Raw genomic sequence first — 14,557 nt, forward strand, 5'->3', positions numbered from 1 at the left:
CCCACGGGCCCGTGGGCACGCGCTCACGGGCCCACGAGAGAGGGGCGCCCGGACCTTCCGGTCCGGGCGCCCCTCTCTCGTGCCGTCGTGCCCGGTGCCGCCGGGCTACTTCTCGTACGGGCTCGGGACCGGGAAGTACGCCTCCAGGAAGGGGGTGATCAGGTCCTTCTGCTCGCCCACCTCCAGCTCCGTGGACACCGTGTCGTTGACGCAGAAGACCGTCTTGTCCCGGGCGGCGAGGAGCCGGCCGAGCCGGGTCTCCGTCCACGGGTGGGTCAGGTCCAGATAGGAGTACGGCAGCTGGGCGGGGACCGCGCGGCCGGTGTGGAAGGCGTAGTAGTGGTGCAGCGAGGACGAGATGGAGATGTCGTCGATGCTGCGGAACCTGCTCGCCTCGGTGTGGCGGTACTCGGCGGCGAACTCCGTCTCGATCTCGGTCAGCACGGTCCGGCTCAGCGGATGCGGCATGTGCTTCATCTTCTGGACGAGCACCGCGCCGTACCGCTCCTGGATCAGGCGGCGGTTGTTCTTGCCGGCGGCGGCCACCGGCGGGTCGTCGACGGTCCGCTCGCCGAGCGGCACGAGGGCGGGTGACGGGAAGAACTTGGTGATGCCGTTGGCGTGGAAGAAGTCCCCGGGCGTCACCTCGTTCCCGAGCATCACGTCGTCGTTGAAGTAGAGGAAGTGCTCGGAGAGCCCCTCGATGTGGTGCAGCTGCGACTCGATCGCGTGCGAGTTGAAGGTCGGCAGCAGGTCGGGGGAGCGGAAGATGTCCTTGTGGGACACGACCTTGATGCCCGGCCGGTCGGTGTCCAGCCACTCCGGGACCTGGTCGGCGGTCACCAGGTAGATGTTCCGCACCCAGGGGGCGTACATGTGGAGGGAGCGCAGCGAGTAGCGGAGCTCGTCGCGGCTCAGGTAGCGGGCGGCGTTCGCCGCCTCCGCGTGGTAGCCCTCGCCGGAGAACTCGGCGCGCTGCCGCAGCCAGGCCGGGTCCGATCCGTCCACCCAGGTGTAGACGACGTCGATCGGGAAGGTGACCTCGTCGGTGGGGACGACGGCCGTCTCCACGCGGGCGGGGACGAGCGGGGCGCCCTCGGTCCGCCGGGGCGCGAGGCTGGTGAAGTACGGCTCCGGGACCGGGACGATCTCTCCGGACGGCGGCAGCACCGAGGCGATCCGTCCGGCGCGGGGCGCGGTCAGCTCGCCCTCCTCCAGCGTCCAGAACTCGACGTCGCAGCCGTAGGTGTCGCCGAGCGCCAGCTGGTGGGTCGGGTCCGTGTGGTACCAGGTGAGGCGCAGGACGGGGGAGTTGCGCAGCCGCTGCCAGGTCGACGGCTCGAAGCCGGGCTCGGACGCGCGGGTGACGGGGCCGTTGGCGCCGAGCGCCGTCACATAGCCGGGCAGGGCCTTGCAGGCCTCCGCCAGGGCGGCGAGGACGGCGGCGCGGTCCTCGGCGCGGACGGCCACGGCGGCGGCGGTGTCCGACTGGCCGCGGACGGCGAAGTGCTCGACGCCGGCGCCGGCGAGCGCCGCGAGGACGGTCTCCAGATTGGCCCGGCGGGCGCGGAGCGGGGTGATGCCCTCGGTGACGAGCGCCACCTTCGGCTCCTTGCCCACCGTGATCACGGCGCGGTCGGCGCCGGCGGTGTGGGCCCCGTAACGCTTGGCGAGGCGGTCGCCGCGGCGCCGCTCGGCGGCCGCGGTGCCGCTGGCGATGCGCATCTTCACCTTGCGGCGCATGTCGGCGTCGACCTGCGAAACGATGGCCCGCCTCACGCGTTCCGGTACGGCTCGGCGGTAGACCCCAAGCAGCCTGGGTGCCTCGGGATTTCGCACTGCGGTCGACTCCTCGAACGGGTTCGGACGGAAGGATGAACTCCTCCAGTATGCCGTCTGGGGCCATGGCCACCGGGGCCCGGTGCGGGCAGCCGGTACCGTGTACCGACGGGCTTCTCAGCGAAGGGACAAGGGGCGCATGACTTATCTGATCACCGGTGGTGCCGGATACATCGGCTCGCACGTGGTGCGCGCCATGACGGCGGCGGGCGAGCGGGTCGTGGTCCTGGACGACCTCTCCACGGGGTACGCACACCGGCTTCCCGACGGCGTGCCGCTGGTGGTCGGTTCCGTCCTGGACCGCGAGCTGCTGGACCGGACGCTGGCCGAGCACGGCATCACGGGCGTCGTCCACCTCGCCGGGAAGAAGCAGGTCGGCGAGTCCGTCGAGCTGCCGCTGCACTACTACCGCGAGAACGTCGTCGGGCTCACCGTCCTCCTGGAGGCGGTCGCCGCCGCGGACGTGCGCAGCTTCCTCTTCTCCTCCTCCGCCTCCGTGTACGGCATGCCGGACGTCGACCTCGTCACCGAGGAGACCCCCTGCCTGCCGCTCAGCCCGTACGGCGAGACCAAGCTCGCCGGCGAGTGGCTGGTCCGCGCGACGGGCAAGGCGCACGGCATCGCCACCGCCTGCCTGCGGTACTTCAACGTGGCCGGCGCGGCCACCCCGGAGCTCGCCGACACCGGCGTCTTCAACCTGGTGCCGATGGTCTTCGAGCGGCTCGACGCCGGCGAGGCGCCCCGGATCTTCGGCGACGACTACGCCACTCCGGACGGCACCTGCGTCCGCGACTACATCCACGTCGAGGACCTCGCGGACGCCCACCTGGTGGCCGCCCGCAAGCTCGCCGAGTGGGCCGGGGCCGGCGAGCCGCGCGACCTCACCGTCAACATCGGCCGGGGCGAGGGCGTCTCCGTCACCGAGATGGTCGCGCTGATCAACGAGATCACCGGGCACGACGCCGAGCCCCTCGTCACCCCGCGCCGCCCCGGCGACCCGGCCCGCGTCGTCGCCTCCGCCGACCGTATCGCCGCCGAGCTGGGCTGGAAGGCGCGGTACGACGTCCGCGACATGATCGGCTCCGCCTGGGCCGGCTGGACCGCCCGCCGCGGCGCCGCCGTCTAGGAACACCGTCTCCCCACGAACGGCCCCCTCGCCCGAGGGGGCCGTTCGTCGTGCGGGCGTCGCCCGTCGGGCACGCCCCGTTCATCTCACGGCGATCTGATGGGCCCCATGCGAGACCAGCTCGGCCAGATCATCCGCTTCGGCGTGGTGGGCGGGATCAACACCGGCACCTTCTTCGGCTGCTACCTGCTGCTCCACCCCTGGATGCCGTACTTCGCCGCGTACACCCTCGCCTTCCTGCTCAGCATGGTGGGCTCCTTCTTCCTCAACACGTATTTCACCTATCGCACCCGGCCCACCTGGAAGAAGTTCGCCCTCTTCCCGCTCACCAACGTCACCAACTACGTGGTGCAGAGCGCCGGCCTGTACGCGCTCGTCACCTGGGCCGGGACGGACGACAGGATCGCGCCACTCGTGGCCGCCGTCGTCGCCATCCCCTTCACGTACGTGATCTCCCGCCGGATCCTCGTCAGCCGGGCCCCCGGCCCGGAGGGACGCGACCCGGACGGCTCCCGTGCGGACGGTTCCGGTCCGGAGGACGAAACGGAGGAGCGGCAGCCGTCCCGGCTCGCGTAGATTGCCCCTCGCGACCGTGCCGGGAGCGCACGGCGCCGGAACAGCGAGTGAGGGCGGCGCAGGTGGCGACGGATATGGCGGCGGTGCAGCAGGACATGAACCGACAGGACGTGACCCCGCAGAGCCCGAACCCGCAGGCCTCGAACCCGCAGAGCCCGAACCCGCAGGCCCCGGCCTCGCAGGCCGCGAGCCCGCAGGCCGGGTCGTCCGTCGTGCGTCCCTTCGTCACCGAGGCGCGCCGGATCGTCGTCAAGGTCGGCTCCTCCTCCCTCACCACCGCCGCGGGCGGTCTCGACGCCGACCGGGTCGACGCCCTCGTCGATGTCCTCGCCAAGGTCCGCGGCGGCGGCGAGAAGGAGATCGTGCTGGTCTCCTCCGGCGCCATCGCCGCCGGCCTCGCCCCGCTCGGCCTCACCCGGCGGCCCAAGGACCTGGCACGCCAGCAGGCCGCCGCCAGCGTCGGCCAGGGCCTCCTCGTCGCCCGGTACACCGCCTCCTTCGCCCGCTACGGCGTCCGCGTCGGCCAGGTGCTGCTCACCACCGACGACACCAGCCGTCGCGCCCACTACCGCAACGCCTACCGCACCCTCGACCAGCTCCTCGCCATGGGCGCGCTGCCGGTCGTCAACGAGAACGACACCGTCGCCACCGACGAGATCCGCTTCGGCGACAACGACCGGCTCGCCGCCCTCGTCGCCCACCTCGTCCGCGCCGACCTCCTCGTCCTCCTCTCCGACGTCGACGGCCTCTACGACGGCGACCCGGCCAAGCCGGGCACCTGCCGGATCGCCGAGGTGGCGGGCCCGCAGGACATCGCCCACGTCGAGATCGGCTCCGCGGGCAAGGCGGGCGTCGGCACCGGCGGCATGGTCACCAAGGTGGAGGCCGCCCGGATCGCCGCCGCCGCCGGCATCCCCGTCGTCCTCACCTCCGCGAGCCGCGCCGCCGACGCCCTCGCCGGCCGCGACACCGGCACCTGCTTCCGGCGGACCGGCCGCCGCTCCGCCGACCGGCTCCTCTGGCTCGCCCACGCCTCCACCCCGCAGGGCTCCCTCGGGCTCGACGACGGAGCCGTCCGGGCCGTCGTCGAGGGCAAGAAGTCGCTGCTCGCCGCGGGCATCGCCACCGTCGAGGGCGACTTCGTCGCCGGGGACCCGGTCGAGCTCCGCGACGCCGCCGGCCACCCCGTCGCCCGCGGCCTCGTCAACTTCGACGCCAAGGAGCTCCCCCGGATGCTGGGCCGTTCCACGCACGAACTCGCCAGGGAGCTCGGCCCCGAGTACGAGCGCGAGGTCGTCCACCGCGACGACCTCGTCGTCCTGGGCTGAGGCCGGCCCCCCACCGGGCCGCCACCGGCCCCCACCAGGCCCGGCCCTGGCCGGAACCGGACCCGGCACCGCGCAGGAACCGGGCAGGGCCCGGACGGGATCCCGCCAGGACCGAACGGACATCCGGTCGGAATCGGGTCCGGAAGCCCTTGCGAGAGCGCCGCCGAAACGGCTGAAACTCCTGCCATCCGGAAGGGACCTTTACCAAAACCGCCCCATGCGGCGGCTCGGGCTGGTCAACTTTGTCCCGGGGGGGACGAACTACGCGGGGTACAGCACCACACGCATCACACAGGAGGCCGCCGGTGAGACGAGCGCGCCCAGGGGCCATGCCCCGCGGGACGGCCGAACGCGCCCTGACGAGTGTCGAGGCCGGAGCCGACTTCGACGCGGCACGGGACAGGGCTACGGAGGGCAGGAGCACAGCAGCCGGGACGGACACAGGCGACGGCGGCGCGGGGGAGCGCCCGCTGTCCAAGCTGTGGCACGTCACGCTCAGCGTGTCCGGTGTCGAGTCACCGCTGAAGGAGGTGCGGCGCGGGCTCGAACAGCTCGCCCACGACCACCCCTTCCTGCTGACCAGCCGGTACGCCAACGACCACGCCGAGATCCGGTACTGGGAGGAGGCCCGCGACCTGCACGACGCGGCCGCCGTCGCCCTCCGGCTCTGGGGCGAGCACCGGCAGACCGCGAAGCTCCCGCCGTGGGAGATCGTCGGTCTCGAGGTCATCGACCGGGAGACCTACCACCAGCGGATCGCGGAGGGCTACGGCCCGCCGCCCGCCGCCCCGGTCGGGGTCCACCCCTACTGACCCGCCGGAGGCCCGGGTCCTGACGGGCCGGGCCCCCGAGGTCCGTACGGTGGCACGGGCGCGTCTCGCACTGCGGGATGCGCCCGTCGTCCGTAAGGGGTCGGCACGCCCGTACCAGTACCCTGCGGGCATGACCTCGCTCACGCCCCTCGACAACCTGACCCCGGTCACCCGGGCCGCCCACCAGGCCCGTGGCGCCGCCGCACAGATCGCGCCACTGCCGCGCGCGGCCAAGGACGCCGCCCTCCTCGCCATCGCGGACGCCCTGGAGGCCCGCACCGCGGAGATCGTCGAGGCCAACGCCGAGGACATCGCCAAGGCCCGCGAGGCCGGCACCAGCGAGTCGATCGTCGACCGGCTCGCCCTCACCCCCGAGCGGATCCGTGCCATCGCCGCCGACGTCCGCCACGTCGCCGCCCTGCCCGACCCGGTCGGCGAGGTCGTCCGCGGCTCCACCCTCCCCAACGGCCTCGACCTCCGCCAGGTCCGCGTCCCCCTCGGCGTCGTCGGCATCATCTACGAGGCCCGCCCCAACGTCACGGTCGACGCCGCCGCCCTCTGCCTCAAGGCCGGCAACGCGGTCCTGCTCCGCGGCTCCTCCTCCGCGTACGCCTCCAACACCGCCCTCGTCGACGTCCTCCGCGACGCCGTCGGCGGCGCCGGACTGCCCGCCGACGCGATCCAGCTCGTCCCCGGCGAGTCCCGCGACTCCGTCCGCGAGCTGATGCGCGCCCGCGGCCTCGTCGACGTCCTCATCCCGCGCGGCGGCGCCTCCCTCATCCGCACGGTCGTCGAGGAGTCCACCGTCCCGGTCATCGAGACCGGCACCGGCAACTGCCACGTCTACGTCGACGCCGAGGCCGACCTCGACATGGCCGTCGACATCCTGGTCAACTCCAAGGCCCAGCGGGTCAGCGTCTGCAACGCCGCCGAGACCCTGCTCGTCCACCAGGACGTCGCCGCCGCCTTCCTGCCCCGCGCCTTCGACGCGCTGGCCGAGGCAGGCGTCACCGTCCACGCCGACGAGCGGGTCCTCGCCCACGCCGAGGGCACCAAGGCCACCGTCGTCCCGGCCACCACCGAGGACTGGGAGACCGAGTACCTCTCCCACGACATCGCCGCCGCCGTCGTCGACTCCCTCGACAAGGCCGTCGACCACATCCGCCTGTGGACCTCCGGCCACACCGAGGCCATCGTCACCACCTCGCAGGCCGCCGCCCGCCGCTTCACCCAGCTGGTCGACTCCACCACGGTCGCCGTGAACGCCTCCACCCGCTTCACGGACGGCGGACAGTTCGGCTTCGGCGCCGAGATCGGCATCTCCACCCAGAAGCTCCACGCCCGCGGCCCCATGGGCCTCCCGGAGCTCACCTCCACCAAGTACATCGTGACCGGCGACGGTCACATCCGGTAACACCACCCCGCACCCCTCCTTTCGGCCTTTCCGTACGGGCGGGGAGACTTCGCACTCTCCCTGCCCAAAACCACATCCCCGGTCTACTCTGGATCCGTGCCGGACGACGTGGGGGGCAGGCCGTCCCCGAACGGCTGGGAGCCCGACGGCGAGCGCGGAGGCGCCGCCGAGGGCCGCTGGGACGTGGTCCTGGACGAGGAGTTCGTCCAGGCCGCCACCGTCCACGAGCCGACGGCCGTCGAACGCCTCCTCGCCGCCGCCCAGGCCCGCGCCGAGGCCGAATCCGCTCGCGCCCGCGCCCTGCGGGCCGCCGGCGACGACGACCTCTACGACGAGGGCCGTGACCCCGTCGGCCTCATCTACGAGCCCGACGACGTCGGCGACGACGCCAGCCCCTACGGCCGCCACGGCGGCGCCCTGCGCCCCTACCGGGGCAGCGCCCGCTGGCACCGGCCCGTCGCCTGGCTCCTCGCCCTCCTCATGGGCATCGGCATGGTCGCCCTCGCCTTCACCGCCGTGTACCGCGGCGCCGCCGCCAACCGGCAGGACCAGGTCCCCCCGGCCTCCACCGGCGTCGACGCGCCCAACCCGGCCCCGCCCGCCGCCTCACCGGCCGCCGCGCCCCCGGCCCCCGTCCTCACCGGCGCCCCGGCCACGGCCGCCGCCCCACCGGCCTCCGGCAGCCGGGCGACCGCCGGGCGGACGCCCCCGCCGGCCTCCGTCGCGCCCGGCACACCCTGACACCACCCGGACGGCCGCACCGCCCGCCGGAGCCGTCACCCCGACGGCGGAAAACTTCCGAACTTGTCGTGTACCTGGGCGTTTACCGAAGCCCCCGCCGACCTACCCTGAAGGTATGGCAGGGCGTGGCGACCCGCCTGAGGGGAATCCCGAGGGGCTCCCCGGCGGTGACGACGAGTACCGGGCCGTCGTCTTCGACGAGGCGTTCGTCCGGGCTGCCCAGCTCCAGGAGTACTCCGCCCGGGAACGGATGGGCGAGCACGCGCTCGCCGTCCGCAGCCGCCCCGACCCCACCGGCCGCCGCACCGGCTCCGGCCAGGCCCTCCTGCTGGTCCTGCTGATCCTCCTCGCCTTCGGCACGGCCGTCTATCTCGGCCTGCGCAACCCTTACCAGCCGCCGCTCGACCAGCGCGCCGAGCCGCTGCGCACCACCGTCGTCCCCCTCGCCCCCCAGGGCCCCGTCCCCGGCGGCGACCCGGCCCGGCTCCTCGCCCGCAGCCCCGCCGCCGAGTACCGCTCCGGGGCCGCCGGCATCAACCTCCCCGTCGCCGCCCGCACCACCCACTTCTCCGAGGGCCAGGTCGTCACCGCCCTCAGCATCGCCAAGGACTACCTCGTCGCCTCCTCCCTGGAACCCGACGTCCTCGCCGGCCGGACCGTCCGCCCCGCCCGTCTGCTGCTCGACCCCGACCAGCTCGCCCAGTTCGACCGCAGCGTCGAATCACCCGCCGACGACGGCCGGCACGCCCTCGCCGCCTGGGTGATCCGCTTCGACCCCCGCCGGGTCTCCGTCGCCGAGCCCGCGCCCCGCGTCCAGGGCACCCTCCGCTTCGCCGAGAGCACCGCCGACACCCTGGATGTCACCGCCGACCACACCTTCACCTATGCGCTGCGCCCCGCCGTCCAGGGCCCGGGCGAGCCCGCCGCCTCCCTCTTCACGGTCCACCGCACCCTGCACCTCCGCTTCGACCGCGAGGACCTGCGCATGCACCGGGCCGAGCTGCTGACCAGTACCGTCGAGGCCGGACCGCAGGCCTGCGGGGAGGACACCGGCGGCGCCCTCAGGCCGCTCCTGGCCGGCGCCGAGGCCCCGGCGACGTCCGGCCCGGCCCTCACCGACCCCTACGCCGCCGACCGACCGGCCGCGCCGGCCCTCTGCGGAGCCCTCGCCCCGGCCGCCCAGCCCCGGCCCTGACGCCCGCCCCTGCCGTCCGGTCCTGCCGCCCGGGCCGCCGTCTACTTCCCGGCCCCCTCGTCCGGCTCCCCACCGGTCTCCTTGCCGGACTCCTTCGGGGCGCCGCCCCCGAACACCGTGCGCAGCCGTCCGCCCAGATCGCCCGCGAGGTCGCCGGCCCCGCCGGCTATGTCGCCGACGAGCTTGATCAGCGGATCCTTGCTGTCCCTGACCGTCTGCGCGTAGTGCCCCGCCGACTCCCGGAAGGAGTCCGTGACCGACGTGTCCTTGTCCTCCGAGCGCTTCGGGTAGTGGCCGTCCATCAGCCGCTGGTAGTCCCGGCTCTCCGACCACTTCTTCAGCTCCGCCGCCCGCACCGTGGTGAAGGGGTGCGAGCGCGGCAGCACATTGAGGATCTTCAGGACCGAGTCCCGCAGGTCACCGGCCTTCTCGTACTCGTCCGCCTGGGCGAGGAAGGCGTCCACGTTCATCTCGTGCAGATGATTGCCGCCCGCGATCTTCATCAGGCCCCGCATCGAGGCCCGCAGGTCCTGTCCCACGAGGAGGCCCGCCCGGTCGGCCGACAGCTCCGACTTGCGGAACCACTCGCGCAGCGCGGTCACGAGCGCCATCACCGCCACGTTCCCCAGCGGGATCCAGGCGACCTTCAGTGCCACGTTCGTCAGGAACAGCAGCACCGTCCGGTAGACCGCGTGGCCCGACAGGGCGTGACCGACCTCGTGGCCGACCACCGCCCGCATCTCCTCCTCGTCGAGCAGCTCGACGAGCCCCGTCGTCAGCACGATCACCGGCTCGTCCAGGCCCACGCACATCGCGTTCGGCACCGGGTCCTGCGTCACGTACATCGGCGGGACCTTGTCCAGGTCCAGGATGTAACAGGCGTCCCGCAGCATGTCGTTGAGGTGCGAGAACTGCGCGTCGCTCACCCGGACGGAGTCCGAGAGGTAGAGCAGCCTGAGGCTGCGCTCGGGCAGCAGCCCGCTCAGCGTCTTGAACACCGTGTCGAAGCCGCTCAGCTTCCTCAGCGCGACCAGCGCCGAACGGTCCGCCGGGTGCTCGTAGGCCCGCGAGGAGATGCCGGGGAACCGCTTGCGCTGCCTGCTCGGCACGCTTCCCTGCGGCTTCTCGTCGTGGTTCCGGTCGTGGTTCTCGGTCATGAACGCCCCCTGTCCATCCGTACGAGTCGGTGCTCGTCCCCCTGACACGACCCACCCTAGGCGAGGGCGCTACCGTGGGCGGAGGGCCTGTGGACAACTCGGGTCCTGTGGACAACGAGGGAGCACGACCCGCATGCCCGACATCGCCGAGGCCACCGCCGCCCTCACCGGGATCGCCGCGGCGGCGCAGCAGGGCCCGGGTGACACGCTCCGCGTCGTCCTGCTGGTCTCCATGGTCGGCGGCGCCCTCCTCGCCTGGTTCCTGCTCCGCGGATACGGCCGCGGCGACACCGCCGAACACCCCTCCGAGCAGGCCGGGGACGCCCCCGCCCGAGGGGCGTCCGGGGGTGCCGGGGACGCCAACGCCTGAGTCGGCGTGAGCGGGCCGCGACCGCCCGCATACGATGTGCGCGAAGTCTCCGCTCCCACCCCCGATCGGATAGGTCCCGCCGAAGATGAGCCTCCACAGCACCGCCGCCAACCTCGTCACGCTTGCCTCCGAGGGCGCCGAGCACGGCGGCAACCACGACAGCCTCAACCCGTACGTCACGGGCGGTGGCGCCTTCCTCGCGCTGATGCTGCTGCTCTGGATCACCACCCGCTTCAACCGCGACCGCTGAGCCGGACGCCGACCGGGAGGCCGCTGGGTCGGCGTCCACCGCCGTGCCAGTAGGCTCTGCACGCATGGGAGAGCAGGAAGTGCCTACTGGCGGCAGCGGCAAGCGCCGCCTCGGCGTGATGGGCGGGACGTTCGACCCGATCCATCACGGACACCTGGTGGCGGCCAGCGAGGTCGCCGCCCTGTTCCACCTGGACGAGGTGGTGTTCGTACCGACCGGTGAACCGTGGCAGAAGAGCCACAAGGCCGTGTCGCCCGCCGAGGACCGGTACCTGATGACGGTCATCGCCACCGCGTCCAACCCGCAGTTCTCGGTCAGCCGCATCGACATCGACCGCGGCGGCGCCACCTACACCATCGACACCCTGCGCGAGCTCCACTCGCTCAACGCCGACTCCGACCTCTTCTTCATCACCGGGGCCGACGCGCTCTCGCAGATCCTCACCTGGCGCGACGCGGACGAGTTCTTCTCCCTCGCCCACTTCATCGGCGTCACCCGACCGGGTCACGACCTCACCGACGACGGACTTCCCAAGGGCGGAGTCTCCCTCGTCGAGATCCCCGCCCTCGCCATCTCGTCCACCGACTGCCGCGCACGGGTGGCCGCGGGCGACCCCGTCTGGTATCTCGTCCCGGACGGCGTGGTGCGCTACATCGACAAGCGCCAGCTGTACCGCGGCGAGTGAGTCCCGGGGAGGGGCACCGGTGAACGACCAGCAGAACCCGTACGACCCGTACTATCCGCAGCCGCAGATCATCGGCTACGACGTGTACGGGCAGCCGGTGTACCAGCAGCCGGCCCAGGCCCCCCAGCAGCCCGCGTACGACCCGTACGCCGGGCAGCAGCAGACGTACGGCCACGACCCCTACGCCCAGCCCCAGGCGCCCCAGCAGCCCCAGAGCCCGCAGCCGCCCTCGTACGACGCCTACGCCGGGCAGCAGCAGGGCCAGGGCTACGCCCCGCAGCAGCCCGCCTACGATCCGTACGAGACCTACGGCGGCGGGCAGCAGTGGCAGGCCGCCGAGCCCGCGGCGCCCGTCACCGCCGCCCCGGCCGGCGTCCCCGGCCAGCGGCCCGCCCCCGAACCGCCCGCCGCGCCCGCCGCGTCCCGGCGGGCGGACGCCGGCGACGACAGGGAGTACCGCACCGAGCAGTTCTCCTTCATCGAGGAGCCCGACGAGGACTCCGAGGACGTCATCGACTGGCTCACGTTCACCGAGAGCCGGTCGGAGCGCCGCGAGGAGGCCCGTCGGCGCGGCCGCAACCGGGTGATCGCCCTCGTCGTCGTCCTGGCCCTCGCCGTCATCGGCGGCGTCGGCTACCTCTGGTCCGCCGGCCTCCTCCCCGGCACCGGGGACTCCGCGCAGAAGGACCAGGCCGCCGCCACGGGCCCGCAGCGGCGCGACACGATCGTCCTCCACCTCCACGACATCCAGGGCGGCGGCACCTCCACCGCCCTCCTCGTGGACAACTCCACCACCAAGCAGGGCACCACCGTCCTGCTGCCCAACGCCCTCGCCGTCGCCGACTCCGAAGGCTCCGCCACCACCCTCGGCAAGTCCGTCGAGGAGGACGGCTCCAGCGGCACCCGCGAAGCCCTCGACACCCTCCTCGGCGCCAAGATCGCCGGAACCTGGCGCCTCGACTCCCCGTACCTGGAGAACCTCGTCGAGTACCTCGGCGGCATCGAGGTCGACACCGACACCGCCGTCCCGGACCCCAAGGGCAAGAAGGGCGCCGACCCGCTCGTCGCCCAGGGCGAGAAGCAGACCCTCACCGGCCGCGGCGCCGTCGCCTACGCCACCTACCGCGCGGCCGGCGAGGCCGAGGCCAAGCAGCTCCAGCGCTTCGGCCAGGTGGTGAACGGCATGCTGCGGAAGATGCCCAGCGACCCCGCCAACGCCACGACGGCCATCGAGTTCCTCCAGCAGATCGCCGACCCCTCCCTCCCCGAGAAGGACCTCGGCGCCTCCCTCGCCAAGCTCGCCGGCCACGCCAAGACCGGCGCCTACAAGACCGCGCTCCTCCCCGTCGGCGAGGACGGGACGCTCGCCGAGGGCACCGGCGACAGCGTCGTCAAGGACATCCTCGGCGGCAAGGTCACCGCCGTCGAAGCCGGCGGAGTGCCGCGGGTCTCGGTCAAGGACGCCACCGGCGAGGACGCCGTCGAGGCGGCCAAGGTCGCCCTGATCAACGGCGGCTACGCGTTCGTCGGCGGAAGCAAGACCGACAGCCAGGCGAAGTCCCAGGTCGTCTACGGCGACGACGCCCAGAAGGCCACCGCCGCCGAGGTCGCCAAGACCCTCGGACTGCCGGCCGGATCGGTCGTCAAGGGCAAGCCCGCGGGCAACGCCGCCGTCACCGTCGTCCTCGGCCGGGACTACGAGATTCCGGGCGCGTCGTAATCGTTTGCGGGGTCGTCGGCGGTCCGTGAGACCCTGGAGGGGTACCCGACCGCCGACGAAAGCCTGCCTGTGACCGCCACGGATCGCTCCATCGAGCTCGTCAACGCCGCCGCCCAGGCGGCGGCCGACCGGCTCGCCCACGACATCATCGCGTACGACGTCAGCGACGTGCTGTCGATCACCGACGCCTTCCTGCTCGCCTCCGCGCCCAACGACCGCCAGGTCAAGTCGATCGCCGAGGAGATCGAGGAGCGGCTCCAGAAGGAACTCGGCGCCAAGCCGGTCCGCCGCGAGGGCGACCGCGACGCCCGCTGGATCCTCCTCGACTACGTCGACATCGTCGTCCACGTGCAGCACAGCGAGGAGCGGGTCTTCTACGCCCTCGAGCGGCTGTGGAAGGACTGCCCCGAGCTGCCCCTGCCCGAGGACGCCGTCAAGACCCGCGGCAAGGCGGCCGAGCACGCCGCCCTGACCGGCGCCGACCTCGACAGGGCGGACGGTGAGCTGAGCTGAGCACCACCAAGGGCGGCACCGGCCGCCGCATCGTCCTGTGGCGCCACGGCCAGACCTCCTGGAACCTGGAGCGCCGCTTCCAGGGCTCGACCGACATCGAGCTCACCGAGGCCGGCGTCCACCAGGCCCGCCGCGCCGCCCGGCTGCTCGCCGCCCTCCGTCCCGACGCGATCGTCGCCTCCGACCTGAAGCGGACGGCGGCCACCGCCGCCGAGCTGGCCGCGCTCACCGGCCTTCCGGTCGCCCACGACGCCGCGCTGCGGGAGACGTACGCGGGGGAGTGGCAGGGCCTCACGCACGAGGAGATCGTCGGACGGTTCGGCGAGCAGTACGCCGCGTGGAAGCGCGGCGAGCCGGTGCGCCGGGGCGGCGGCGAGCTGGAGACCGAGGTGGCCGACCGGGCCGCCCCGGTGATCCTGGAGCACGCCGACAAGCTCCCGGCGGAGGGCACTCTGGTCGTGGTCAGCCACGGCGGCACCATCCGTACCGCCATCGGCCGGCTCCTCGGCCTGGAGCCGCACCACTGGGAGGGCCTGGGCGGCCTCTCGAACTGCTCCTGGTCCGTCCTCGGCGAGGGGGCGCGCGGCTGGCGCCTCCTGGAGCACAACGCGGGCTCGCTGCCCGAGCCGGTCCTCGGCGACGACACCTGACGTCCCGGCCCGGCCCCCTGGGCCGCCGGACAGCCCGGATTTCACTTTCCGGCAGGTCACAGGCTAAAGTTCTTCTTGTTCGCGGCGCTGAGCGCCAAGGACGCGAGGGGCTATAGCTCAGTTGGTAGAGCGCCTGCATGGCATGCAGGAGGTCAGGAGTTCAATTCTCCTTAGCTCCACA

Annotated in this window: 15 protein-coding genes and 1 tRNA gene; 14 read left to right on the forward strand and 2 right to left on the reverse strand. The window is 73.0% G+C overall.

The features are described 5' to 3' along the window. Positions 1–105: 105 nt before the first annotated feature. On the reverse strand, positions 106–1,839 hold the full coding sequence (locus IE245_RS11580) for a stealth family protein (RefSeq protein WP_189946722.1): 1,734 nt from the start codon (positions 1,837–1,839) through the stop codon (positions 106–108). 139 nt (positions 1,840–1,978) lie between these two features. On the opposite strand from IE245_RS11580, the gene galE reads away from it, so the two are divergent. The 7 genes from galE to IE245_RS11615 all read left to right on the forward strand — a co-directional run bounded on the left by galE (position 1,979) and on the right by IE245_RS11615 (position 9,031). After that, positions 1,979–2,965, forward strand: coding sequence for a UDP-glucose 4-epimerase GalE (gene galE, locus IE245_RS11585; protein WP_189946723.1), 987 nt, complete (start codon positions 1,979–1,981; stop codon positions 2,963–2,965). A 108-nt stretch (positions 2,966–3,073) separates the two neighbouring features. Next, positions 3,074–3,541: a GtrA family protein gene (locus IE245_RS11590; protein ID WP_189946724.1), complete on the forward strand. Its 468-nt coding sequence runs from the start codon at positions 3,074–3,076 to the stop codon at positions 3,539–3,541. A 95-nt stretch (positions 3,542–3,636) separates the two neighbouring features. Continuing rightward, positions 3,637–4,869 carry a glutamate 5-kinase gene (proB, locus tag IE245_RS11595; protein WP_229851224.1) on the forward strand — a complete coding sequence of 411 codons (1,233 nt, stop codon included), beginning with the start codon at positions 3,637–3,639 and terminating at the stop codon, positions 4,867–4,869. 305 nt (positions 4,870–5,174) lie between these two features. Further along, positions 5,175–5,681: a DUF8830 family protein gene (locus IE245_RS11600; protein WP_189946725.1), complete on the forward strand. Its 507-nt coding sequence runs from the start codon at positions 5,175–5,177 to the stop codon at positions 5,679–5,681. A gap of 130 nt (positions 5,682–5,811) precedes the next feature. Further along, the gene (locus tag IE245_RS11605; protein ID WP_189946726.1) at positions 5,812–7,095 is read left to right on the forward strand and encodes a glutamate-5-semialdehyde dehydrogenase; all 1,284 of its coding nucleotides are present in this window, start codon (positions 5,812–5,814) and stop codon (positions 7,093–7,095) included. Between the two features lie 96 nt (positions 7,096–7,191). Further along, positions 7,192–7,836: an SCO2584 family spore wall biosynthesis protein gene (locus IE245_RS11610; RefSeq protein ID WP_189946727.1), complete on the forward strand. Its 645-nt coding sequence runs from the start codon at positions 7,192–7,194 to the stop codon at positions 7,834–7,836. Between the two features lie 115 nt (positions 7,837–7,951). Continuing rightward, entirely contained in the window at positions 7,952–9,031 is a 1,080-nt protein-coding gene (locus IE245_RS11615; protein ID WP_189946728.1) for an SCO2583 family membrane protein, read from the forward strand. Positions 9,032–9,072: 41 nt separating this feature from the next. Here IE245_RS11615 and IE245_RS11620 read toward each other — a convergent pair whose 3' ends face one another. Beyond that, positions 9,073–10,188: a M48 family metallopeptidase gene (locus tag IE245_RS11620; protein ID WP_189946729.1), complete on the reverse strand. Its 1,116-nt coding sequence runs from the start codon at positions 10,186–10,188 to the stop codon at positions 9,073–9,075. A gap of 133 nt (positions 10,189–10,321) precedes the next feature. Between IE245_RS11620 and IE245_RS11625 the strand changes: the two genes are divergently transcribed. From IE245_RS11625 to IE245_RS11655, 7 genes are all read left to right on the forward strand, one after another. Further along, positions 10,322–10,558, forward strand: a complete 237-nt coding sequence (locus IE245_RS11625; protein ID WP_189946730.1) for a hypothetical protein — start codon at positions 10,322–10,324, stop codon at positions 10,556–10,558. Positions 10,559–10,643: 85 nt separating this feature from the next. Next, positions 10,644–10,808 carry a hypothetical protein gene (locus IE245_RS11630; protein WP_030494103.1) on the forward strand — a complete coding sequence of 55 codons (165 nt, stop codon included), beginning with the start codon at positions 10,644–10,646 and terminating at the stop codon, positions 10,806–10,808. 64 nt (positions 10,809–10,872) lie between these two features. Continuing rightward, positions 10,873–11,493 (forward strand): nicotinate-nucleotide adenylyltransferase, encoded by a 621-nt coding sequence (nadD, locus tag IE245_RS11635; RefSeq protein ID WP_189946731.1) that lies wholly within the window; start codon positions 10,873–10,875, stop codon positions 11,491–11,493. Between the two features lie 19 nt (positions 11,494–11,512). Continuing rightward, on the forward strand, positions 11,513–13,213 hold the full coding sequence (locus IE245_RS11640; RefSeq protein WP_189946732.1) for an LCP family protein: 1,701 nt from the start codon (positions 11,513–11,515) through the stop codon (positions 13,211–13,213). A gap of 69 nt (positions 13,214–13,282) precedes the next feature. Continuing rightward, positions 13,283–13,726, forward strand: coding sequence for a ribosome silencing factor (gene rsfS, locus IE245_RS11645; protein WP_169084890.1), 444 nt, complete (start codon positions 13,283–13,285; stop codon positions 13,724–13,726). After that, on the forward strand, positions 13,723–14,376 hold the full coding sequence (locus IE245_RS11650) for a histidine phosphatase family protein (protein ID WP_189946894.1): 654 nt from the start codon (positions 13,723–13,725) through the stop codon (positions 14,374–14,376). Before rsfS ends, IE245_RS11650 begins: the two co-directional genes overlap by 4 nt. Before the next feature lie 106 nt (positions 14,377–14,482). Continuing rightward, positions 14,483–14,555 (forward strand) — tRNA-Ala (locus tag IE245_RS11655). Positions 14,556–14,557: the final 2 nt, after the last annotated feature.

This window comes from Streptomyces roseolus (assembly GCF_014649855.1).
GTDB classification, from domain to species: Bacteria; Actinomycetota; Actinomycetes; order Streptomycetales; family Streptomycetaceae; genus Streptomyces; species Streptomyces roseolus.